Origin of the sequence: Anaerobiospirillum sp. NML120511, assembly GCF_023050955.1 — a bacterium.
GTDB lineage: Bacteria > Pseudomonadota > Gammaproteobacteria > Enterobacterales > Succinivibrionaceae > Anaerobiospirillum.
Window position 1 is genome coordinate 61,769 of the sequence record NZ_JALKIK010000012.1, and the last position, 24,004, is coordinate 85,772.

The window sequence follows — 24,004 nt, forward strand, 5'->3', positions numbered from 1 at the left end:
AGGGACAGATAAGAGACAGCGATCAGCTCTCAGAGCATATGATCCTGCTGTGCAGGGCACGGCTTATCGGCAGTCTGTTCATCAGGCCTGAGGCCCATGGCAGAGGCTGCTGCAGTCACCCTGTCAAAACTCATGAATCCATTGGCCACACTGATATGTAATAGCCTTATTACAGCATTTAGGGTAACGTGCCAGACGTTGGCAGGAGAGATCATGAACATCCTTGCGATGGCCATGAATGCCTTTTGCTCACAGCCTATGGACAGTTATAGCGTAATATGTGCACCCTGCAGACGGCACAGACCGCAGCAGACCACTGTTACAAAGACTAAATAAATCAGGCAGCCGTATGGCCTGTACATGGCGGCAGCTCACGATTAAGGTTTGAATTATGGTTAAGCCACCTTCTGACAGCACTATCAGCTGGTTTGTAAGTCAGTGTCATATTCACAAGTACTCACAGAAAAGCACTATTATCCATGCCGGAGAAAAGGCTGAGACCCTGTACTACATCGTCAAGGGCACTGTAGTGGTCCTCATCAAGGATCATGACGGCCATGAGATGATTCTCACCTATCTCAACCAGGGCGACTTTATCGGCGAGCTTGGTCTTTTCAATGAGTCCGAGGAGAATCCGGTACGTACTGCCTGGGTTAAGGCCAAGACCAGCTGTGAGATTGCCGAGGTTTCCTATAACAAGTTCAAGCAGCTCGTACAGGTAAACCCTGAGATTCTGATGCGCCTTGCTTCCCAGATGGCCGTTCGCCTTGCTGATACCTCCAAGAAGGTAGGCAACCTTGCATTCCTGGACGTTACCGGCCGCATTGCCAAGACTCTGCTCAACCTGGCTCACCAGCCTGAGGCCATGACCCACCCTGATGGTATGCAGATTAAGATCACCCGTCAGGAAATCGGCCAGATTGTAGGCTGTTCCCGTGAGACCGTAGGCCGTATTCTCAAGATGATGGAGGAAAACCACCTCATCCACGCCCACGGCAAGACCATTGTGGTTTACGGCACCCGCTGATAAACGTCAGCGTCTGCTCGAAAAAAGCCCGGCTCATTTTAGCCGGGCTTTTTTTTCTGACCAGGAAACCGTCCAGGCCCGCAAGGCCGGGCTGGTCGGCCTGCAGGGCGTGCTCCGCCATGGCACCATACCCCACCTGCCCTGCGATGCCAGGGCCCGAACCGCCACGAAACGCTTGAGCCCGACCATGGTCCTGCAACCTGGCCGCACCTGGCTCATCCCGCCCCTGCTTATACTCATGCTCATAACCATGAATGCCCATGAGGGGACAGGCCGGGCATAACAGAGATCCTTTGTGACCGCGCAACACGTAAAAGCGACTGATGACAGTGTCTGCCATACAGTCGTAACTGCTGAAAAATGCCCAAAATGTGCACTGGGGCCTAAAAATCAGGCCTAATTTACAATACTGCAGCTATTTGTGGCGCGCATACTAGCTAATTTCAGGCCAACCAGTTATAATGCCAATTACTATTAAGAACTGAAGAAAAAACTTCCGTTCGTACTCAAAAATTAAAACCGTAGTGATTGTGTCGAGAGTTACCCACATCTCAGTGCCTCCATGGCGCGCCAGCAGATGAGGAGTGACTCTCGATTTTTTTTGCCCAGACAAAAGTACCACGCGGCTGCAACCTGGAAATTCCCGGCCCCGCCATGCCAATCATCCCATCCCATCCCGGCGGCATTGCCACAAGCCCCATCCATGCCCGCTTATGAGCACCCGCCCCATGCTGTGCCGCCAGGACTCTCCTGCACAGTTCTCTTTCCACGCCACAACAGTCCGGGCAGCAAGGGCTTATAGCAAAGCTCCTTTGCAGTACTTTCCAGTGCCAGTCCAGGTACAGCCCCGATCCCAGTGCTATTGAATACCTGCCTGTCCATGAGACTCCATGGGACCTGTGCTGCCCTGCAGGTCAGTAGCGTCCCGGCGCGTCCACGTAAGTCCCATCTATCAATTTCGTCTTAATAACCAGAATCACAAACCTGGCGCATGATCTAAGAGAACAGAACCCAAACCTGATGTCGCCCCGGAAAGCAGCCGAGCACGGCCAGCCGCACACGCATGCCATGTTGGCAGCCCGGCAGATACCAGTGCAGATACCTGGCATCAGCCTGCGGCGCAGCACGGAGTTGCAGGGAGGGCACGACGTGCTAAGCCGTGGCAGGGCCCGGCTCGATCGTGCCGTGCAAGGCTGGGCGTGGCACGGCTGGTAACAGCTGTGTCGTCTTACCTTGTGGTGGTGTCTCCGGGCATAAGGTGCGTTGGGTGCGGTACCTGAAACTGCTGACAGATAAGGGCGGGGCGTGCAATTTGTTTAAGTGGCGGGCAGGGCTTGTGCTATACTGTTTGAGTTTTTTGCGTGAGCCTGCCCGGGGCTGCTCAGAGCCATAAAAGCCTGATACAGGCGCTTTTAGACGGGCTGACAGACCATGGTACAGGCCGGTCGTGTATGAGGCAGCCTCCTGCCCTGGTCGCTTACTGAATACTGAGCTTTGTGTCAGTAAGGCGGTATTGACGGTGCGGTGCACCGGGTCGGCATCAGCCGGCCGGACCGGGACACGCAATGGTTATATATCCGTCTGCCAGCATGCTCCGCGTCTGTGCTGGAGCTTAATTAAAGCGGATATGGAGTCGTGAGACTAACAGGAGTAACAAATGGCATCACTGCTTGAACGTGGCGTTCATTCCTTTTCCAAAGAAGATCTTTTAGCATGCTCTCGTGGCGAATTATTCGGTAAGGGCAACAGCCAGTTACCAGCTCCAAACATGCTGATGTTTGATCGCATTACCTCTATCCGTGCTGATGATGGCGAACATGGTCTCGGTCAGATCACTGCCGAACTCGACATCACTCCGGAGCTGTGGTTCTTTGAATGCCACTTCCCAGGTGATCCAGTTATGCCTGGCTGTCTGGGCCTTGATGCCATGTGGCAGCTGGTTGGCTTCTTCCTGGGCTGGCGCGGCGGTCCGGGCAAGGGTCGTGCTCTGGGCGTAAAGACCGTAAAGTTCAAGGGTGAGGTTCTGCCTGACTGCAAGAAGGTAACTTACATCATCGATATGAAGCGCATTATCGAGCGCGGCAAGCTCATCATGGGCGTTGCAGACGGCAAGGTACTGGTTGACGACCAGCTTATCTACACTGCCGAAGATCTCCAGGTAGGTCTGGTTCCTCCACAGAAGGACTAAGCTTTAAGCTCCCGTTTCACGCAGGCCGCTGAGCTCACGCTCAGCCGGCTGCGCCGCACACAGCCCCGTAATGATTCCGTTGCGGGGCTGTGGCATTTATATGCACGGCAAATCCCCCTGGCCCCGCCCAGGACAGCAAAGGCTGTCCCGGCAGGCCCGGTACCCGGCACTGCCTGTCTTTCGTCCCGGCACTGCCCCAGCAGATTACCATGACCCTGTCTGCCTGGCCGGCGCGGTACCGCCAGGCTGACAGCACACTATGCGACCGCCACGGCATTGCCCGCCTGCTGACAAGGCAGCCGCATACGGCAGCAGCGCCAGCTGTTCCTGCCTGCAGGTCCGGCTTCAGTAAGGGCTTCGGGCATGGCACATTCAGCATAACGGGCCCTTATAGCCGGATAATTTTCCGCTGTCAGCGCCCGCGCCGGGACATAAATCACCCCACAAGTGCCAACACTACCACCAGTACCAGGAAGAACGTATGGATAATTCTGAACAGCACAATTGCCCTTGCTCCGCTACAGCCTCCAGCACGGGATCAGCCACGGCAGCGCCCCAGAAGGACAAATCTGAACGCAGCACCGGTGAAAACATGCGCCTTACTTTTGATCACAGGCCGGTAGTAGCTTTTGTCTGCGTGCACAATTCCTGTCGCTCCCAGATAGCCGAGGCTCTGGGAAAACTGCTGGCCAGCGCCAGCTTTGAGTCCGTAAGCGCCGGCACTGAGCTCAAGGACAGGATTAACCAGGATGCCGTACGCCTGGTCAAGGCACGCTACGGTATAGACATGGAGGCTAAGGGGCAGCGCAGCAAGCTGGTAGCAGAGCTTCCTGCCATTGATATTGTCATTACCATGGGCTGCAATGTGGCCTGCCCATCAGTGCCGCATAAGTATCTGTTCGACTGGGGTCTTGAGGATCCTTCAGGTCATGATGACGCCTTCTTCAACCGTACTATTGACAGTATTGAGCACAAAATAAGACAGCTGGCCGCCTCCATTGTCATCACCAGCCCATAGGGTTTAAGGCCCCAGCGTCAGACAAACTCTCATGGGACAAGAGAAGAGCAAGGGCAATGGTGCTGGGGAGGATCGCGGAGCGGCCAGAAAGCAGGCCTGCCAGGTGGGGATGAGCTGGGAAAAACAGTGTTGTGAAGTGAGTGCGGGGAATTGGCCTTATGGCCTTGAGTGAACTGCAGGAGTGCCGAAAAAATCGCGTAAATATCAGGAACGACGGTCCTGAGGGCGGGAAAAGGGCACAAAAAAAGCACCTTTGCGGTGCCCTTAATGCGAAATGGTCGGTGATGTAGGATTCGAACCTACGACCCACTGCTCCCAAAGCAGTTGCGCTACCGGACTGCGCTAATCACCGATCTCATTGTCTGTCCCTCATGAAGAACTGGTCGGTGATGTAGGATTCGAACCTACGACCCACTGCTCCCAAAGCAGTTGCGCTACCGGACTGCGCTAATCACCGATCTTATTGTCTGTTCACTCATGAAGAGCTGGTCGGTGATGTAGGATTCGAACCTACGACCCACTGCTCCCAAAGCAGTTGCGCTACCGGACTGCGCTAATCACCGATGGCGCACATTATAGGTAGGTGATATCAGACTGTCAACAACAAGAGCTTAAAAAATATTTAACCTGGCGTCCGCCGTAACGGCCTGCCTGCGCGCTTTGCGATATTTTTCAGCATCAATATGGCCCCTAACCACATTCCCGGTCCTGCCTGGCCTGTCCCATTACTGCCCATGCCACCTGAATACAGCCCACAGAACACCATAGTGGCAGCCATAGAGGCCGCGCACATCACGGCTTCGCTTAATTCCCAGCGGCTCCATCAAACCGCAAATTCCAAGCAGGCTCCATTAGACCGCTTAACTCCCAGCCTGCTCCATTAGACAGCTTAATTCCCAGCGGCTCCATTAAACCACTTAACTCCCAGCGTCCTCCATTAAGCCGTATGCCCGCCGCTGCATGGCATCGACCCAGCCTTTGGGCTGCCTGACCAAAGGCGATTTGGTCACTGAGGGCTTAAGCCTCCATATATTGCAAACAGTCAGATCTACCCTTAATTGCAGCCCTGACGTAATGTACTTTTCCTTGCTGTACTTTTCTTTTCCTGCCGTGCCGTTCCTTCTCTTTACCTGCCGTAGCTTTCCTTTCTTTTCTTTCGTGTCCTTTCACGGTCGTACAGTACTATTCTTTTCCTGCCTGTCTTTTCCCTGACGTACCTTTACTTATCCATTCCTGACCTGACTTCAGTACCGCCGCACCAGGCGTCAGCCAGCAGAGTCACACTCATAGAGGCACGCTCAGCAATGCCTGGCCTGCCTTAACAGCCGATCTTAAGGCAGGTGTTGATCCGCCCCATGATGGTCTTCAGAGAGCTGCGGTATGCATATTTCAACTAAGCTCAATTTAGCTATTAAGTAGCTGAAATATTACCTGTGAACAAGTGAAAATCTCCCAGTGTTAGTACTGACTTAATCATATTATTTACTTAAGTCCCAAATTTTTCCTTATGGCTTTAAAACCAGCACCCGCACATGGCAGCGGGCTGTCACTGGCCTTTCTGCACTGATATAAAGCTGATATTTACGTTATTTATAACTTATATACAGCTGTATTGACACGCACTTTGTCCTGCTGTTCCAGGTGAATGGCGTTTTTAAGCCTTTATCATTCTGAAATGATAAAGTCACAATTTTTCAGTTGACATAAGCCCGGTAATGTTGGATATTTGTATCACATCATGAGAACTGATCAGCCGCCCTGGCATCTGTCCACGTCAGGATCTGTCAATGGCTGTCAGTTCTTAACTTTCAGGATCTGTAAAGCATATGCTGCCTGAGCCTCCCGGCTGGCCTCTGCCCTGACTGTCCTGTGCAGGGTTATGACAACGTTTGCCGCAATACAGCCAGGGTCAGGATGCATATATGACCGGAATTCATCAGCCGCCTGTAAGCAGTAACCTGAGCAGGTCTGCGGTTCAGCCCTGGCCTCACCTCAGAGGGCAGCTGATACCACGAATGTGCTGAACCTGTATCCGCCCCATGGCGTACTGGCCGCACAATGACAGAGTCATGCACGCAGGCCATGATATGCCTGCAGCATGCAGGGCACTAAGCTTATATTCCGGAGGTACGGGCTCTGCCTGTACTGATGATTGACAGCCTGAATACGTCGGTCTTTAGTAAGGAGAGTGTTATGCCAAGCTTAAAGGGTACTCAAACTGAAAAGAACATCTTAACCGCCTTTATCGGTGAGTCTCAGGCCCGTAACCGCTACAACTACTATGCCTCCGTAGCCAAGAACGAAGGCTATGTTCTGATTTCTGCAATGTTTGAAGAAACCGCCAATCAGGAAAAGGAGCACGCCAAGCGCCTCTTCAAGTTCCTCGAGGGTGGTCACACTGAAATCACTGCCACTTTCCCTGCCGGCGTAATCGGTGACACTGCAGCCAACCTCAAGGCTGCCGCTGATGGCGAAAACGAGGAATGGACCGACATGTATCCAAAGTATGCCGCCATTGCCCGTGAGGAAGGCTTCCCAATGATTGCTGCCGTAATGGAGAACATTGCCATTGCTGAAAAGCAGCACGAGAAGCAGTACCGTGATCTGCTGGCTCACCTTGAGGCCGGCACCATGTTCCGCCGTGATGACAAGGTTATCTGGCGCTGCCGCAACTGTGGCTTTATCCATGAGAGCACCGATGCTCCTAAGGTATGCCCTGCCTGTAACCACCCACAGGCCCACTTTGAAGTACTGCGCGCCGACTACTGATTCAGCTCCAGGGCCATGAGATAAGGGCTGCGGGACTGACCCGCAACATGCTCAGATTTACAATTCCATGGCCCGCTCATGGCCCTGTAACCTGCAACCATGACTGCCTGACCTTAAGCCATTGATGAACAGACAGCCATCAGGTCGAACCCTTGCTGAATTATAAAAGGCACAGCTTACTGTTCCCTCAGGACAGCAGGCTGTGCCTTTTGTTTTCCACTCTCCCAGACATGCCAGGGCACGACTGGGCCAGCCCCCGAGCCTGGGCCTCAGCCCAGGCCGCCGCCCCAGGCGGCCACAGATCATCATCCCAAAGAGTACCAGGGCAACATCCAAGGGCAGCTACAGATGCCATGACCTCAGCCCATGGCCGCCACTTAGTACCTCTGAAAAATCCCCTGCCCCACTCAAAGAAATCCTCTGGTAAAAGCTCCTTGCTTACCGGCTGACAAGCAACTTTCAGAGCGTACAGCTCACTGCAACCCAACTCGCCACAATCAATGTTACTGACGTGCAGTGAGCTCCATGCAATTAGCACCCAGCCATTATGAACAAAATACAGGTATTTTACCGTTGAAAACCCTGTATTTATCAGCTTCTCCAGCAAAAGAACTAGATATAACACAATTTGACCAGGTAATACCGCTTTTTTCTATCATTACTGTGTCTTTTTTCATGCCTTGTGACCAGAGACGCAAAATTTGCAAAACCGATAAATATCATCAAATATTTAGCTTGCATGATACAACATAAAGCGGTATTCTAGATACCACTAAACCGAAGAACAGACTGAGGGGCTTTCTCCAACCAGACAGGCCCCTTACTTTTTTCCGGCATCAAAAAAATCGGGTGCACACAGCCCGTTTCTCAATGCAGAGTTAGCCTGCATCTCAATAGAATTTCCGACATAATTCCCTCCTGAAAATACCATTCCCAAAGCAATCTGTTGACATCAAAGGGCCAGTGCCGGCTTGCGCATCATGCGTTACCATGGCATATACCTGCTTTTCTTTGTCTTTTAGCAAGCATCTGACATCATCACCCAATCTGACAGCATAACCCGATCTGACGGATCTGCTGCTTGCCTTATCATTTCTGCGTGATGGGCTGTAAACCTTTCCAGCCATACTGTACCTGCCAGCCTTTTCTGTCATATTTTTCCTGTCATCATTGTTTCCATATCTTCCAGTACATCCTGTCCTGCTGTCTCTTGCATACTTACCAGCCCCTGCAGTCAAATCGACCAAGATCTGGCCATGATCTGCGACCAGGTTGCAGGCCGCACTGTCAGGATCCGTGCAGCCACTGACAACTCTCCAGGTCACAATGGCCCGCAGTGCAAGAGGGGCCCTACACTCATGGTCATTACCTCTTGCCCATGCACACTTGCACTGCCCACTTAGCATGCCCAGGCACAGCAGGCGCCTGTTTTGAGCAGACGCCTGGCTTGAATATCAGGAACATGAGCCTCAATGATGAGAGTTGATGAGCTACATGAAGTTATCCTTGCTGTGGTGATAAGAGGCAGTCTGCAGTGAGCAGAAATACGCGTAAACACATGCAATGGGATCTTCTGGCGCGCTCTGAGCAGTCTGCCTTACGAGCTTTACGGGCAGGATCAGGTCGGGATTGCCTGCCTTCACGGGCTTCAGGGAGGAGTTAGGACCGTGTTGTCAGCCTTCTCGGGCCTCAGGGAGGGATTGGGTGCGTTTTGTCTGCCTTCACGGGCCTCAGAGCGGGATTATGGGGGGCGTTTTATGCCTTACTGGCCTCTGGGTTGGATTGGGTCAGGATTGTCTGCCTTCACGAGCCTCTGGGCGTGATTATGGCGGGGTTGCCTGCCTTGCGGATCGGCAGGGCCTGGTGCGGGCATGAGATGACGGCCTGATCGGGCGGCAATAAGTCGCAACTGAGATCTTAGTATGCCAGTAATAATATGGGCCCTTGTCAGGCAATGTCGGTGCGCTGCTGCGTGGTGATGAGAGCGTGAGCGGGCCTGCCTGGATAGATGGATGGCTGGATGAACTGGGGCTGCGGGGGCTGATGCCCGGTGCTGGCGTATGGCCCGGAATGTAAAAAGGCAGTGCATCGGGGCACTGCCTTAAAGTACAAGGAGATAAACGCATTTGAGCCTGCGTTGGGGCAAAATCTGTAGTCCGCTCCTGCGGTCAGGCTGATGCCTGATGTTCCGGGTCAGTGCCGGCCTGTGATGGCTCAGTCGCGCTGATTGCGGGTGAGCAGCCAGTGAACCAGCAGGGCTGAGATCAGCATGAAGAGTACGGTTATGGAAAGCTGATCCATGGTGTTGAGTATAACACTGCGCTCTCTGTCCCAGGAAAGTTTGCGATATGCAGCTGACAGTACAGCCCAGTAACCTGGTGTGAACACCTGAGTAAGGCCGTTTATGGCAATGAGAGTAAAGCCGGCCATGGTAAGACGGGCAGGAGTGAACAGGGCCATTGCACCTTTACGGACATGAGGCAGATACTCATTGAGCATGTTCAGGAAGCGGGTCAGATAGCAGCCAAGGTGCAGACCGGCAAAAATGTAGGTATAGACGGCGGCAGTAGTATGGGTCTGTCTGGCAAAGCTGCGCTCAATAGGCAGCAGGCCTGGGTACAAATGCTTGGACAGGGCAATGCCGCAAATTACAGTGATAATAAAGGAGACGGCCAGACCGATAATGACGAAATTTCGGTAGTAGAAAAAGGCTCCCTTCTGCTTGAGCATACTGGTGAAATACGAGCGCATCAGCACTATATGCACTATCACCACTACAAAGAGTATGGTTGCAATGATCTCATGGTAGAGCTTGGAGGTTACCTTGGGAAAGTAAAGCTGGGCAAAACCGGCTACAAGCAGTAAGTAGACAGCAAGGGCGATGATAAATGACTTGATATATGGTCTCATGGCATTACCGAAAACAGACTGGACCACTCATTAGAGCCTCATCAGGCTTCAGGATCTGAGCTGGAGCTTATGCCCTTTCAGTCATAGTCTGCTGTTTGAGGGGCTGAAACAAACCCCATGTGATGTACTGAATCCCTGGACATTAATGTCATCTGTCCATTGCCAGCCATGATAGGCCCGAAAAATTTGGAATAACCTGGCAAAATATATTTTGCCCCACAACGATATGAGTGCTTTTCTCAACAAGCTCTGTTCTCAAGTTCAGGCAGCCAGGCCCAGCCACCGCCTCTGGTAGCTGTCATGCTCAAACAAAAGCCCCGGCCTGGTCATTACACCATGGTCGGGGCTTTTGCTGTCATTACTCATCTGCGATGCCTGTGACTGCGTAAGTTCCGGTGCCTTTTACTGATTGAAGTGGTAGCGGCTGAAAAAGGGAAAGCGCATGACTCTGCGGCTTAACAATGTCCTTGAGATGATATAGGAAACTGTAGCTCCCAGCAGGGCCACGGAAATGCTGTCTACAGGGCCAAAGTTGAGTATGGCGCGCTTATAAAGATAGTACTCAGGGCTGGAGGTGATGATGAGATAAGGCTCACCACTGAACACATAAAATACGCCATAGGCCGAAGCTGCAGCCATGATAACAGTAGCCACTGTTGCCGGACTTGCGACCTTGAAGAGCCTGATGTCCATGTCGCGGGCCAGATATGCTGCGGTCAGAACCAGACGCTGGAAATAGCAGCCCACCAGCAGGCCAATGAAGATAAAGGTATAGAGTACGGCTGTTACGTGAACAGAGTAGACATGCTGGTTGTCGTTAAAACCGGCACCTTTGAAGACATTGCCCAGTACCTCAATACCGGTCACGGCTGTGGAAACGGCTGAGAACACCAGCGAGAGCGTGATGAGGTGGCGGTACCAGAAATACAGACGGCGACCTCTGCTACGGTACCTGTCATAGTTGCCCATGAGCTCGAAATTGGTCAGCATGATCACAATCAGTGAGCAGCCCAGAATAACAGTCAGGGAGGTATCGGAGAGCACACAGAAATAATACTGGGAGAACAGCACTGTCAGACCGGCATATATGCTCAGAGCCGGGATAAAGTTTCTGAAGATACTTCTCATGGTAGCTCACTTACCCTGCCTTGCAGGGTGATGATTCAGGCCAGTGACTCTCTGACTGTCCGTCTCAGGTGAGCCTGATGAACAGTGGGGATTAAATCCTGTCTTAAGGCGTTAACACACTGACAGAAAAAGGCCCGCAAACCGGAATCATGGGCAGTCGTGAATCACAGTGACTGCCGTCATGCCCGGCAAGGACCAGCAGGTAAATGCACTTAATAAAAGGACAGGGATAAGAACATGCCTGCGAAAAACTGCGACACAGTGCAGGACGGAAGAGAAAATCAGACGGCGCAGCAACAGGAGCTGATATAAAGAGCATGCCTTAAGCTGCTGCAGTGCTGACACCACAGCTGCAGAGTTTAATCACTCCTGCAGACAGCTGCGGGGCATATACAGACAAAGCTGTAGACAAGCTATGAAACCGGGCTGTTCCTGCACTGCAGCAGGTCCGGTCTTTCCTTATGCTGTAAGCCAGAGCCGGGCTCTGGTGATTTTCCGGCTTTCAGGCGACTGAATCAGCCATCATGCTCTTCGTTTTCCGTAACCTCACAGGTCTTAACTGATACTAGCACAAAGTGCCTTATTTATGGCACTTTGCGTCCTGTTCAGTCGGGCCCGAAGAGCTTAATAAAACTGTCAGATTGTCTGTAAAGCCCATAGATATTAGCTGGCATCCAGATTTGACGGCTGTTGAGATTATTGTTCATAAGCCATCAATTTGTGAGTTAGCTCACAAAAAGCACTGAAGGACGGTCTTTAAGGCAGAGCAAACGCTGCCATACCAGACCTCTGAGTTCCATCATACTTACGCTCCCACAGAACTTGCTTAGGCACTTTTGCAGTGCACGGCACGGTGCACGCTACCACCACAATAAGCCACTTTTAAGCCATTTATAAAGTACATTACCGGGCTTTGTGCGCTGTAACAGTTTACGCACAGGTCTGTAGAGTGAAGTGGACTGCTCCTGCTCCGGCCCGGCCCTCTGCGCTGCACGGCCAGGCCCATGCCCTGCCAGGCACTGCCTTGCTCTGCAATGCAGGGCCTGGCAGGGCAGGCAGTGAGCGGGCCGCTCAGTCAGGTCTGCCATGGCCTCCACTATGCTGCGGCCTTTTGCCTGGGCCCAAATGAACAGCGGCCGTCAGTTATGGTCCTGACGGCCGCCTGAGTGTGGGGCCGGGCTTGATGCCCGTTATGGTTTGCCTCTGATCGGGCTGCCAGTCTGCCTGACAGCGCAATTTATATCAGGCCTATCTGATCTGATTGAGGGCCTTTTCAAAATAGCGCCTGATCTGGCGATCGGTAAGCTTTAGCAGCTCACGACCTCGCAGATCCATGAAAGGAACTACTGTGGCACCATGCATTTCGGTACGGGCCTCTTCAAGGGAGCTGCCCCAGCCGGACTCGCCATATGATGTAAAGAGAAAAACCCTTTTTGCAGTGAAGTTCTGCGATTTAATCCAGGTTGCCACAGGACGGGGATAGGCACGAAACCAGATAGGATATCCGACAAAGACAATATCATATTTGCTGATATCAGGGGTGGTTGCCAGGTTGGGAAAGGCATTGGTCTCACGCTCTTTGCGGGCAATGGCTGCTGTCTCTTTATAGCTGGTGCCATAAGGCTTTTCCGCTATGATTTCCATGACCGGAATATTGAGCTGATTGCCCAGCTCCAGAGCCATACGCTTAACAGCACCCATATATTCGGGGTTGGCATCAGGAACATTGCTCATGGTGGTGAAATAGACCACAGCGGCCTTTGAAAAATCCTGAGCCATGGCAACAGGAGCGCACAGGGCACTGACAAGGGTCAGCACCAGGGCTGCTGCTGCACTGTAAAAACATTTGAACATTGTTAACCCCACTTTGATTGTCAGCTCAGACTGTCAGAGGCAGGACATTGCAAGCCCATGCCATGCCGCTCATACCCGGAATTGCTGGTGATGCGGTCATCGCCTGGGCAGTACGCACATACCCGGAATTGCTGGCCATGCGGTCAATTGCAAGGCCATAACAAGCCGCTCATACCCGGAATTGCTGGTGATGTGGTCATCGCCTGGGCAGGCCGCTCATACCCGGAATTGCTGGCCATACGGTCAACGCCGGTACAGACCGAACATGCCCTGAAAATGCCAGCCATGCGGTCAGCGCCTTGGCAGTCCGCACCCTCCGTGGAAATGCCGGGCTGCCGGTCTGAGGGCTCGATGGCTGCCTGTCTTGCCTGATGGCTCAGGGTGACAGTGCCTCATCATTCAGTTCTTCTGCGGTTATGACTGCTAAAGTCCCCCTTGAGATACTGATGAGCACTGCTCTGATAATTTGCGGACAATAACTGACTGAAGTTCAGGCCTTCCGGGTCTGACTGCAGTACCACACATTTAAACAAGGTCATAAAACAGGGATATAACACAGGCAGCGATACACAAGCCTTTCAGACTGTAATAAGTGAAGTATCGGCTTCTGTGCAGGGTGCAAAAAAGCATAACATCATTAGCGCTGTCGCGACAATTACTCCCGGGGCGCTATACGCGTGAACTTTGAGCCGCTTCACAAGACCACTTCAGCCCGGCTAAGCCACGTATGCAGGGATACTGGAGAGGAAAAATGCGCTTCCAGCTGACGCTGACACTCAGAAGGCGCCCTTCAGGACAGCTTTTAAGGCTGATAGCCGACAGACGGGCCGGGAGCGGGGGACAGGACCAGTCTGGCTGCCCGGTGCAGGCCTGAGGGCCGGGATAGCTTTTATGACAAAAGAATATGCTGCCGCAGGGGACAGCTACTACAGCCTTACTGGCTAAATTAAGGAAGAAATCAGTGCGGGTCTGGCTGCAGCGACACTGCGCTCTGACAGAGATCACGCGGCGTGCAGCAGGTATATTGCGGTGGCGCCGTAAATGGCGGCCGCTGACATGTGACAGGACAGCCTGTGGCCTCGTGCCTGAAAAGTATGGGCACTTGATGAATTGCAGGTCCTTAAGAGCTGTGAGGCTTTGTACAGACCATGAGGGCATGCGGCTGCTGATGGGGCTGTGGGCGTTCTGCCATGGCAGGGCCATAAGCCCGGGGAGGGTGGGATTAACTGTCAGGCCGTGTCCTGATGTAGCGACGGACAGATCCGCCTGTACTCAGATGCGCGCTGGTGCAGTTATTAGTGCTGCCCTTGAATCAGGCAGTTCAGGGAGGGGAAGGTCCGGCTTTAACATTTGCATAGCGGACCATGGCCTTCGGACTCCATATCCAGGTCCTCAGGCACACTGCAGCGGCGTTCCTGTAAGTCGCCGTGAAGCTGCAGAGATGACGGGCATATAAATCACAGCTGCGCCGCAGGTTACAACGCCTGTACTCAAGACAGTGCTGTATGCCATAAGCATTATGGCCGTCGGCAGGGGCACATCGTGGTGATGTATTGAAAATAATTGTCCAGTATTTCCAGAACAGAGGAGCTCCTGAAAGCAACTGTATGGAGCTCCCTCCACATTCAGGAATATCCCCTTTGATGCGCACCTGAAGCAAGATCTTTCTGCTGCCTGAATTTAACAGCAGGTAATGGAGTTTTTGAGGTGCTGCTCCAGGGCTTCCCAGCATCAGGGGAACAGCTTAATTAAACATCTAAACTGTGACCTCTGTCAAACACTTTCTTGCACCTGTGTGCATATTTTTGAGCTCATTGTTACGTAACATCAAAAAAGACTGTAAACAGGCCATTGTTACTCATTAACATTTGACAGGATTTTGCTCCATTTTTAACCTGGATTTTGCCATGGCATCTCCAGGGTGATTTTTTGCTGCAAAATTAGCAGTTCCGCTGCAAAAATCTGACAAAAGCCCATAAAAAAAGCCAGTCATACCCGGAGCAGACTGGCTTCTTCATGAAAAATGATACTGTGCAGGCCCGTACTATGGCACTGTGAGGCTGCCCCATGGCCGCCCTGCAGACCTGGTCAGGACGGCTGGGCTCAGGCCATGCTCTGGCCAGGGCATGGCCTGTGGGTTATGTCAGGTAAGGGCATTGCGGCGGCGACGCAGGGCACGCAGCTGCATCAGGCCCAGAGCAACGACCAGCAGCACTATGCACTGCAGCTGCCCCATGCTCAGATGGCCAATGATATAACCCAGCTGAGGATCAGGCTCGCGGACAAACTCACATAAGAAACGGGCCACAGAGTAGCCTGCCAGATAGGTCAGGGTAATAGTGCCAGGATGCAGACTGAAAGAGATCTCACTGACGCGGGCACGGGCGGTAACAAAGCGTGTCAGGGAAAAGCCCTTGTCACCATGATGAGCATGATGAGCGTAGTAGCTGTGCAGGCCGTTGCTGTGACTGGCGCTGCCGCTCAGTCCTGCAGTGGCGTCAGCTGCGCTGTCAGCCGGGCCTGCTCTGTCAGCCGGGGCTGCGCTGTCAGAGGATGAGAGCATGAGGCGGCGCAAATTGGCTATCCATGCTCTGAAGTATACAAAGCCCAGCAGCAGGGCCAGCAGCGGCCCCTCGGCTATGGCCTCGTAAAGCTGCACAGGGTGACGCGGCTGGAGATCGGCTGTGGAGAAAATAAAGGCCCATGGCAGATCACTTGGGGTACCGTAGAGCTCGGCATTAAGGAAATTGGCTATGCGTCCCAGAGGAATGATGACCAGAGCAGTAATAACAGCACGGTCACAGTAGTGGTAAAAAAGTGACATACGGCTGCGCAGTGGCAGGTTGGCACAGGAGGTATGACTCATGAAGTCTACCGAGCTGCCTGCCCTGTTATTAAGGCGCATCATGACACGGCTGATGAGCAGCAAAGCCACGGCAATACCGGCTACACCGCCCATATAGGACATGCCGCCCAGATCAAGGCGCACAATCATCTCAGGATGGGCAAGGTAATAATGAGGATCGTAGACCACCACATAGCCAAGGCGACCTCCGACAATGGCGCCAATAGCCGTATACAGAGCCACATTAAAGCGCATCAGCAGGGTCTCGCGGGGCCACAGGGCCGGAGTACGCGGCCAGGGCATGAACCAGAAGAGCACAAAGCCCATCAGATAAACCAGGCCGTAATAAGAAAAAGAAAAACCTGGCAGGTCAAAAATCATACATTTTGTCCTGAAAACCGAGAACATAAAACAGTGCCGGGCCTGCAGCCGCACAGCACGGGACAATCCCACAAAAGCCGTCTTCAGGAGAGCAGCTCTCCTGCCAGGCGCCATGCCTGTCCAGCCATTGTGTCCGTGCTGGCTTACTTTCCGGGCTGGCAGCGCGCCATAAGCATAAAGCCGGCTACCTTAGCATGCGTAAGCCGGTGCCATGAGCATGCGTAAGCCGGTGCCTTGACGGCAAAGCGTATAAGGCAGCAGGAGGGCCGGCGGCAGCTGCGACATGATGCCTGAGTCTTGTCTGAGCTGAAACGGCTGCTCAGTGCAGTGCAGCTGACACAGGTATGCTGCGCTGCGCAGCAAAGCTGCACTGTACAGCTGACAGACGGGGATTATCTTAACAGCTGACCGGCCGGTCAACAGTCCCGGCGCTTATAAATTTCATCTGCGCTCAACTCAGTACCAGGCCTGCTGGCCTGCAGGCCGCCCGAATCATACTGCCCGCCAGGGCAGCCTGAATCGGGCGCCCGCCATGGCAGCTGACGGGAAAAACAAAGCCCGGGGCAAGACGGGCTCGCTTCCGGGCAGGATGATGGGCGCGGCGCAGGCAGCTGCGCCAGACCGGCACGGCCGGGCGCACGGCCGGGGCCATCAGCGATCGAGATTGGCCCTGATTTTAATAATGGTTTCAGTGATGAAATCAGGGACATTGTCGCTCAGCTGTCCGGCCAGAGCCTGATAGGCACGCTTGATGGCGTGATAGCCCTGACGTACCGGCTGCTGACAGACCACGAATTTGATGATGCCGGCACTGACCAGCTGGCGTGTGGAGTAGAGATCATCAAAGCCAATGGCAAAGATATCCTTGTTGCCATGGGCAATAAGAGCAGCACCCACGCCCTGTACGGCGGCACCTGAAATGTAGACGCAGTTGATATCAGGATGCTCGGAGAGCACCTTGAAAGTAACCTGCTGGGCAATGATGTCTGAGTCAAGACTTTCTACGGTCTCAACAATTTTAAAATCGATGTTCTGGCGGGTCAGCTCGGCCTTGAAGCCCTCAATACGCTGATTGTGACCAAGCAGCAGGTGCGAGCCGGTAACTACCAGCACTCTCAGGCTGTCCTGGCGGGCAAGAGAGAGCATGCCGGCACAGGTGGCACCGGCTGTCATGTAATCAGAACCCACATAGCAAAGACGGCGGGTGTGCTCGACATCGGTATTGAGCAGCACTACTGTGATTTCACGATCAGCAAGCTCATTGATGCGGTTTCTTACTTTGTCAGTATTAACGGTTGAAAGGCACAGAGCACGGCAGCCCTTGCGCAGCAGCTCGTCAATGGCGTGCAGATGGACATCCTCATCAAAACCCTCAACTTCACGAACCACCACCTCAAGGCCCAGGTCGGCAAATTCCTCCTGAGCCTCACTGATGCCCCTGATAATCTCCTGATAGAAGGCATTGCCCACGCTTGGCATCAGGGCACCAATCTTGATTGGGGTCTTATAGGCAGCCAGCGCACGGCCGGCACGGTTAGGCACGTAACCCAGATCCTTGGCCAGCATGCGGATGCGTTTGGCCACATCCTCGCGTACTGCACCACGGTTATGGAGTACACGGTCAACAGTGCCGCGTGAAACACCGGCGGCCTGAGCAAGGCTCTTTACAGTAACCTTCATGATGTACAAATCCTCAATAATCTAATCTGTGCACCCGGTGCGATCAGCTCTCCAGCCTCATGGGATCGGTGCCCGGCCGGGGTTGGGGACATATGCTGCAGTCCTGGGCAGAGTCTGCGGCCCGCAGTCTGCGGCCAGGGTGAATGCAGGCCATAGTCTGCGGCCAGGGTGAATGCAGGCCATTGCCTGGTCACGGGCGCTGCCCGGCTCTGCTGTGAGCAGGCAAAGGGCCCGGTGATACTGATCTCATGTCATAAACCACGCTCTGTCCTGCGTGCTGCACAATATGACATGGCGTCTGGTGCCGTGGGGAAGTTCAACGTGGTGCAGGTAAGCACCGCCTCCTGGCTGCACTGCAATGCAGTTAATGGATGGGAGCCTGCTTGCCTGGCGGACACCTTCCGCCCGGGTTGAAAATCAAAAGGGCCGCACATGGCCCATGGCAGCGCACTGCCCGACCTGTGGTCCGTGCGGCGCTGCTGTCACCTGTTCCTGCCAGTGCCAGCAGCCCGGGCCCTTATGTCAGCTGCATACATGGGCCGGACCTTGACCTGCGACGCCATGGAGGGCCGACCTGTCGGAGCGCCCGGCGCTGCGCACTGGCGCAGCCGGACGCTGCACACGCAGGTGTGCAGGGCAGTGGCCATGCGCTCCTGTCCCTGGGATATGGGGCGTCAGTCTGTTTACAGACATTCAGGGTTGGGGGTAAAAGCACAGTGGGCAAGTGGGGTGCTTAAGAAATTCCTTAGTTAATAATTCGTCTGATCCTGAAGACCTTAATTGCCGGGCTGCAGCCCGGATATGGGACTGCCTGCAGCTGCAGGTAAGGTACTGAAAACGCCCAAGGCATACAGCAAACGTTTTCATTATCCGTGGGCCGTGATGATATCAGATCGGGATCATGTGTCATGATCTGATACCGTGAGGTAATTTTTCATACCACCATAAAGTGCACAGGGTTGTCATTTAATAAAACGGTGCCGTGCTGCTGGAGGCACTTACATTTAGTAAACCCTGTCTGCGACAAAATCCTGAGCTCATGAAAACTAATCTGCCGTGACTGCTGGCAGTTTCTGATAAGCATGTGGCTGACGTTTTCAGACAGGAGTCCTGTCCGGCATGGTAAAACAGTCAGTTTATCGTTAAGGCCAGGATATCTGTGTCCTTACCTGCAGCAGGGCCTGATACTGTCACAAAGGCACAGCCTTGCGTGTCGGCAGCGTGCGGCATTCAGCCTGCATCGTGTCGGCTGCGTGCCTGAGGCGTGCACATTTGTCCGTGCACTGTCAGGCAGGTGCCTGATGTCATGAGGGCAGTATGCCCTCATGAGAGCCTGGTGCCGGCAGCGTGCCTGCGGCGTGCACTTTTGTCCGTGCACGGTCAGCATGGGCCTGCTGCCATGAGGGCAGCTTGCTCTAAGGACGGCCTGCGTCCCTGGCCACTGCACGGGAAAAGTCTGGGAGCGCGCTCACGACTATGGCACAGCATAATACCGGTCTGAACGGACTTTTTGAAGTAGTGCAATGCACTTTTATGTACAAAAGGTGCCAAAATGTCGGTATTACTGGCTGCAATATTTATTGTACCTGTAACGGGCGCCGTGCAATCTGGCACGTGACAAAAGTTTGAGGTAAGTCGCAATTACGGGCCTCTATTGTGTATTCCTGCGGGCCGCTGTGCCCAAAAGTGCGACTGTATGACCCTTTATGTACCAGTGCACTGTCGGTTTACTGATGCACGCCCGGCACAGTGCACGCATTTAAATGCACAAAAGCGACAGGCCGCACAGTCAAACTGCACAGTCTGTCGCCTTTTGATGGCCCCGGCGGCTTGCCTGCATGCCCAGCAGGGCCGGCTGGCCGCTGCCTGAGAGCACAGCCGCTCAGGCTGGCGGTCAGGGCCGGGGCCTGCCTGCCGTGTCAGTGGCGGGCAGGGCGGATGGGGCCTGCCGATCAGCGGCTGGCAAATGGGTTTTCGGTTTTGTAGAGTACGCCCTTTGGCTGATTGTAGGAGATCTTCTCAATACCGAGCATGGCAAAGACATCAAAGAGGGCCTTGCCGTGGTGACCAAAGGCTACGGCACCGTGGTGAGGGTAGCGGTCAGCAATCAGCACGTGACGGTAGAAACGGCCCATTTCGTTGATGGCAAAGACACCGATACCACCAAAGGAGCGGGTAGCAACAGGCAGAACCTCACCTTCGGCAATGTAGGCCTGCAGCCTGGTATCAGGGGTAGTCTGCAGACGGAAGAAGGTGATTGGACCGGCGGCAATATCGCCCTCGAGGGTACCACGGGTGAAATCAGGCTCATCCTGACCGGCCTCGAGCAGACGGTGCTGAATGATCTGATAGTTGATCTTGCCACAGGCCTGGTCACAGCCGCAGTCCTGGTTTAACTTGCAAAATGGAGTATTGCCGCAGTGGAAGCCCATGAATACATCAGTTGAGGAGTACTGAGGGAACTTTGGCTTAATGCTCTTTTCGTACATGTCAGCAGGTACGGAATTGTTGATGTCCAGAATGGTTACGGCATCTTTGGTAATGCAGGCGCCGATATACTCGGACAGAGCGCCGAAGATATCAACCTCACAGGCTACAGGAATACCACGGGTGGCAAGACGGGAGTTGACATAGCAAGGCTCAAAACCAAACTCCTCAGGGAAGGCAGGCCAGCACTTGTCAGCAAAGGCCACATACTTGCGGGAGCCCAGATGCTCTTCGGCCCAGTCAAGCAGGGTCAGTTCAAACTGAGCCATGCGCTCGAGCAGATCAGGGTAGGTATTACCGGCCCCCAGCTCCTCTTCCATTTCTTTGATAACCTTTGGAATACGCTCATCGCCCTTGTGCTTGCGATAGGCTACCAGCAGGTCAAGCTCGGAGTTTTCCTCAATCTCAACACCCAGGTCATAAAGGCCCTTGATAGGAGCGTTACAGGCAAAGAAGTCCTGAGGACGTGGACCAAAGGTAATGATCTTGAGATTTGACAGGCCGATCAGGGTACGGGCAACAGGAACAAACTCGGAAATCATGCGGGCAATGCCATCGGCAGTGCCTACAGGGTATTCAGGAATAAAGCCCTTTAACTGACGCAGACCAAGGTTGTAAGAGCAGTTGAGCATGCCGCAGAAAGCATCGCCACGGCCGTCGATAAGATCATCGCCGGTCTCTTCGGCAGCAGCTACGAACATGCATGGGCCGTCAAAGAAGCGGGCAATGAGGGTCTCAGGGGTTTCTGGGCCGAAGTTGCCAAGGAAGACCACCATGGCATTACAGCCGGCGGCCTTTGCCTCCTCAACGGCTTTCTGGGCATCGCGCTCATTTTCCACGATGACAGAGATCTCGGTGATGTCAACACCGGCCTTGCGGCACTGGGCCACTACGGCCTGACGACGGCGCTCGGAAAGAGTGCGGATAAAGCAGTCACGGGAAACAGCGATAATACCGAGACGGGCATCTGGGATGTTGTACATTTCCATGATTTTTCTCCAATGTGTGTGCACATAGTGCCTGACAGCAGCCGCTGCAGGGCCGTCCCTGACGGCAGGCAATACAGGGCATTGCCCTGCCGTCAGCCGGGGCCGGGCACGGGCACGCTCTTAACTTTTCTTTGCTGTGCCGGTACCGGGCAGCTGCCAGGGGAAATTCTTAATTAATCTGTGTGAAAAGGCCGCCTCTGGTCAGACGGGGCGCGGCTGCGCAGGGCGCAGGGCGCCACGCCGTGCCCGGGGCCTGCGCATCATGGCCAGAGGCATGGCCCTTGAGGCCACAGGCGCCTGCATGATTAAAGGGTGATATTGGCGCCGGTAAGCACACCTGTTGAGATGTGGTTGCGGCCTTCATTGCTGTCAGGGTGGGCCAGCAGCCACTTGTTGCGGGCGGTGAGCATGCCGCTTTCGGCATCGCCACGGGCATCGATGTGCTCAGGCTTTTGTGTGTTTGTGGAGCGTGGCAGCACTACGGCTACGCGGAATACTGCATTGTCAGAGCTGCTGCATGGGGCATAGTGCAAGGTGGTCTCATAAAAGAGCACAGCAGTGCCGGCCGGGCAGAAGAAGGTCTCTACAGCTGCCGTGTCCATAATGCCATCCCTGATGGCGGTTATTGGAGCAAGCATGAAGATGGTATCAGTGCCGACAATATTGACCTCGCAGTTGCGGTGATACTCAATGGCATTGAGCTTGCGGTTATGACCTGAGCAGTAGCCAATCTGAATATCAAGGCCGCCAAAGACACGATCGCGCAGATCGGCCATCAGATCATCTGTCTGCAGCGCTGGCTCGGAGGCCACGTAGGTGACGCTGTCAGCCGGGCATGGCAGGCTCTCTAGAATTGAGCCCACTTTGGCCGTATCCACAGCAGGAATGACCTTGCCAAAGCGCTCAAATTCCACTGAGTGCACTGAGCTGAAGTGCTGAGCCGAACCGGCCTGAGGAGCACAGCTGCAGCCGCAGCTGTCGGTGGCGCTGCCGGCGGCGCTGGCGGCAGCATCGGCAGCAGAGCTGTCGAGGCGGTCACGCAGAGCGGCAAGCTTGTGGAAAGCCGGACGCATGGTCGGATAGAGGCTCTGGTAGAGCTGGTAAATGTCGTCATAGCGGGAGCTCTGCAGGGCATCAGGCTGAGCCCAGGCTTCACCGCGCTTGACCATGACGGCTACGGCCTGCTCCACTGTTGGATAAATGCCGGCGGCTACGGCAGCCAGAATGGCAGCGCCCAGAGCAGGACCTTCCTTTGATTCAATAGTGGTTACCTGACACTTGAGCACATCGGCCAGCATCTGGCGCCAGAAAGATGAACGGCCACCGCCGCCACAGGCTGCCAGAGTCTCAGGGACAATACCCATCTGATGAAGCACCTCAAGATTATGGCGCTGGGAAAGAGTAATGCCCTCAAGCACGGCACGGGTCAGATGAGCCTTTTTGTGACGGGCGGTCAGACCAAAGAAGACGCCACGGGCCTGGGCATCGAGCACAGGGGAGCGCTCGCCCATCAGATAAGGCAGATAGATAAGTCCGTCAGCTCCTGATGGTACAGAAGCAGCCTCAGCTGTCATGACATCATAGGCATCGCCTCCCTGAGCCTGACAGCGCTCATGCTCGGCTGTATAGAGCTCATCACGGGCCCAGCGCAGGGACAGACCGGCAGCCAGGGTGCAGGACATGGCAGTCCAGGAGCCAGGTACGGCGGCACAGAAAGTGTGTACACGGCCCAGCGGATCGACAGCTGGGCGGGTGGTATGGGCAAAGACCACACCTGAGGTGCCCAGGGTCACAAAGGCCTGACCTTCGCTGCATACGCCTGTACCCAGAGCGGCAGCGGCATTGTCACCGGCACCGCCTGCTACCGGTGTACCCTCAACAAGGCCGGTAGCGGCAGCAGCCTGAGCACTGATGTGACCTGCAATGGCTGACGATTCAATAAGCTCAGGCATGAGACGGGCGTCAATGGAGAGCTTTTCGAGAATCTCTTCAGACCACTGACGGCGGGTAATATCAAGCAGACTGGTACCGGAGGCATCGGAAATTTCCATGGAAGCCTTGCCCGTTAGCATATAGCGCACATAGTCCTTAGGCAGGAGAATGGTGGCGCAGCGCTGATAAAGCTCAGGCTCATGCTCACGTACCCAGAGAATCTTCGGGGCGGTAAAGCCGGTCAGGGCCGGATTGGCATTGATTTCAATCAGGCGCTTCTTGCCTACCAGAGCAGTAATTTCATCACACTGCTTTTGAGTACGGGCATCGCACCATAAAATGGACTTGCGCAATACCTGACCCTGCTCATCGAGCATGACCAGACCATGCATCTGACCTGCTATGGACAGGGCAGCCACCTTGTGAGGGTCAATGCCTGAATCCTCAAGCACGCCCTTAATGGTGCTTACCGCTGCGTTATACCAGTCCAGAGGATCCTGCTCAGCCCAGCCATTGTGGGGCTGATAAAGAGGGTATTCCACTGTTCTTGAGGCAATGGCACTGCCCTTTTCATCAAAAAGAACGGTTTTGGTACCAGAAGTACCCAGATCAACACCTAATAAATATTTCACGATCCGCTCCTTCCAAATGTGCGGCGCTGCCAGGATTTCCTGTCAGCATCTGCCCGGCCTGTCAGCAGCGCCTGCGGCGCTGAGCGCCAGACGCGGCAGCTGTGTGCTGCGTGACGCGCTGCTGCATTGCTAAAATGTTTTACAGAGCACCATGAACTTGCAAT

The 24,004-nt window shown here is 54.1% G+C and carries 12 protein-coding genes and 3 tRNA genes; 5 read left to right on the plus strand and 10 right to left on the minus strand.

Annotated features, from left to right (window positions below; genetic code table 11):
- Nucleotides 1-391: 391 nt before the first annotated feature.
- The 3 genes from crp (at nucleotide 392) to MXE39_RS05120 (ending at nucleotide 4,233) form a co-directional block, all read left to right on the plus strand.
- The gene (gene crp / locus MXE39_RS05110) at nucleotides 392-1,027 is read left to right on the plus strand and encodes a cAMP-activated global transcriptional regulator CRP (protein ID WP_246978044.1); all 636 of its coding nucleotides are present in this window, start codon (nucleotides 392-394) and stop codon (nucleotides 1,025-1,027) included.
- A 1,657-nt stretch (nucleotides 1,028-2,684) separates the two neighbouring features.
- Nucleotides 2,685-3,215 (plus strand): bifunctional 3-hydroxydecanoyl-ACP dehydratase/trans-2-decenoyl-ACP isomerase, encoded by a 531-nt coding sequence (gene fabA / locus MXE39_RS05115; RefSeq protein ID WP_246978045.1) that lies wholly within the window; start codon nucleotides 2,685-2,687, stop codon nucleotides 3,213-3,215.
- A 592-nt stretch (nucleotides 3,216-3,807) separates the two neighbouring features.
- A complete protein-coding gene (locus MXE39_RS05120; RefSeq protein WP_348647468.1) occupies nucleotides 3,808-4,233 on the plus strand; it encodes an arsenate reductase ArsC in 426 nt (141 codons plus the stop codon).
- A 275-nt stretch (nucleotides 4,234-4,508) separates the two neighbouring features.
- On the opposite strand, the gene MXE39_RS05125 is transcribed toward MXE39_RS05120, so the two are convergent.
- The 3 genes from MXE39_RS05125 to MXE39_RS05135 all read right to left on the minus strand — a co-directional run bounded on the left by MXE39_RS05125 (nucleotide 4,509) and on the right by MXE39_RS05135 (nucleotide 4,796).
- Nucleotides 4,509-4,585: transfer RNA gene (locus MXE39_RS05125), tRNA-Pro, on the minus strand.
- 28 nt (nucleotides 4,586-4,613) lie between these two features.
- A tRNA-Pro gene (locus MXE39_RS05130) sits at nucleotides 4,614-4,690 on the minus strand.
- Nucleotides 4,691-4,719: 29 nt separating this feature from the next.
- Nucleotides 4,720-4,796: transfer RNA gene (locus tag MXE39_RS05135), tRNA-Pro, on the minus strand.
- Nucleotides 4,797-6,426: 1,630 nt separating this feature from the next.
- On the opposite strand from MXE39_RS05135, the gene rbr reads away from it, so the two are divergent.
- Nucleotides 6,427-7,002 carry a rubrerythrin gene (gene rbr / locus MXE39_RS05140; RefSeq protein ID WP_246978047.1) on the plus strand — a complete coding sequence of 192 codons (576 nt, stop codon included), beginning with the start codon at nucleotides 6,427-6,429 and terminating at the stop codon, nucleotides 7,000-7,002.
- A gap of 525 nt (nucleotides 7,003-7,527) precedes the next feature.
- The gene (locus MXE39_RS05145) at nucleotides 7,528-7,755 is read left to right on the plus strand and encodes a hypothetical protein (RefSeq protein ID WP_247073835.1); all 228 of its coding nucleotides are present in this window, start codon (nucleotides 7,528-7,530) and stop codon (nucleotides 7,753-7,755) included.
- Nucleotides 7,756-9,216: 1,461 nt separating this feature from the next.
- Here MXE39_RS05145 and MXE39_RS05150 read toward each other — a convergent pair.
- The 7 genes from MXE39_RS05150 to xylB all read right to left on the minus strand — a co-directional run bounded on the left by MXE39_RS05150 (nucleotide 9,217) and on the right by xylB (nucleotide 23,840).
- A complete protein-coding gene (locus MXE39_RS05150; RefSeq protein ID WP_246978048.1) occupies nucleotides 9,217-9,939 on the minus strand; it encodes a DUF4405 domain-containing protein in 723 nt (240 codons plus the stop codon).
- A gap of 375 nt (nucleotides 9,940-10,314) precedes the next feature.
- Complete coding sequence (locus MXE39_RS05155; RefSeq protein ID WP_246978049.1) at nucleotides 10,315-11,040, minus strand: hypothetical protein; 726 nt, start codon at nucleotides 11,038-11,040, stop codon at nucleotides 10,315-10,317.
- Nucleotides 11,041-12,288: 1,248 nt separating this feature from the next.
- The gene (locus MXE39_RS05160; RefSeq protein ID WP_246978050.1) at nucleotides 12,289-12,894 is read right to left on the minus strand and encodes a flavodoxin; all 606 of its coding nucleotides are present in this window, start codon (nucleotides 12,892-12,894) and stop codon (nucleotides 12,289-12,291) included.
- A gap of 2,143 nt (nucleotides 12,895-15,037) precedes the next feature.
- Nucleotides 15,038-16,120 (minus strand): prolipoprotein diacylglyceryl transferase, encoded by a 1,083-nt coding sequence (locus MXE39_RS05165; protein WP_246978051.1) that lies wholly within the window; start codon nucleotides 16,118-16,120, stop codon nucleotides 15,038-15,040.
- Between the two features lie 651 nt (nucleotides 16,121-16,771).
- Nucleotides 16,772-17,800, minus strand: coding sequence for a LacI family DNA-binding transcriptional regulator (locus tag MXE39_RS05170; RefSeq protein ID WP_246978052.1), 1,029 nt, complete (start codon nucleotides 17,798-17,800; stop codon nucleotides 16,772-16,774).
- A 1,952-nt stretch (nucleotides 17,801-19,752) separates the two neighbouring features.
- Nucleotides 19,753-21,276, minus strand: a complete 1,524-nt coding sequence (locus MXE39_RS05175) for a fucose isomerase (RefSeq protein WP_246978053.1) — start codon at nucleotides 21,274-21,276, stop codon at nucleotides 19,753-19,755.
- Nucleotides 21,277-21,581: 305 nt separating this feature from the next.
- Nucleotides 21,582-23,840: a xylulokinase gene (gene xylB / locus MXE39_RS05180; protein ID WP_246978054.1), complete on the minus strand. Its 2,259-nt coding sequence runs from the start codon at nucleotides 23,838-23,840 to the stop codon at nucleotides 21,582-21,584.
- Nucleotides 23,841-24,004 lie beyond the last annotated feature (164 nt).

Bases quoted from the DNA above. Each gene is read 5' to 3' on its own strand.
- MXE39_RS05145 (WP_247073835.1), top strand. From the start codon at position 7,528: ATGCAATTAGCACCCAGCCATTATGAACAAAATACAGGTATTTTACCG.
- MXE39_RS05175 (WP_246978053.1), bottom strand. From the start codon at position 21,276: ATGGAAATGTACAACATCCCAGATGCCCGTCTCGGTATTATCGCTGTT.
- MXE39_RS05170 (WP_246978052.1), bottom strand. From the start codon at position 17,800: ATGAAGGTTACTGTAAAGAGCCTTGCTCAGGCCGCCGGTGTTTCACGC.
- MXE39_RS05120 (WP_348647468.1), top strand. From the start codon at position 3,808: ATGCGCCTTACTTTTGATCACAGGCCGGTAGTAGCTTTTGTCTGCGTG.
- MXE39_RS05155 (WP_246978049.1), bottom strand. From the start codon at position 11,040: ATGAGAAGTATCTTCAGAAACTTTATCCCGGCTCTGAGCATATATGCC.
- rbr (WP_246978047.1), top strand. From the start codon at position 6,427: ATGCCAAGCTTAAAGGGTACTCAAACTGAAAAGAACATCTTAACCGCC.
- crp (WP_246978044.1), top strand. From the start codon at position 392: ATGGTTAAGCCACCTTCTGACAGCACTATCAGCTGGTTTGTAAGTCAG.
- MXE39_RS05165 (WP_246978051.1), bottom strand. From the start codon at position 16,120: ATGATTTTTGACCTGCCAGGTTTTTCTTTTTCTTATTACGGCCTGGTT.
- fabA (WP_246978045.1), top strand. From the start codon at position 2,685: ATGGCATCACTGCTTGAACGTGGCGTTCATTCCTTTTCCAAAGAAGAT.
- MXE39_RS05160 (WP_246978050.1), bottom strand. From the start codon at position 12,894: ATGTTCAAATGTTTTTACAGTGCAGCAGCAGCCCTGGTGCTGACCCTT.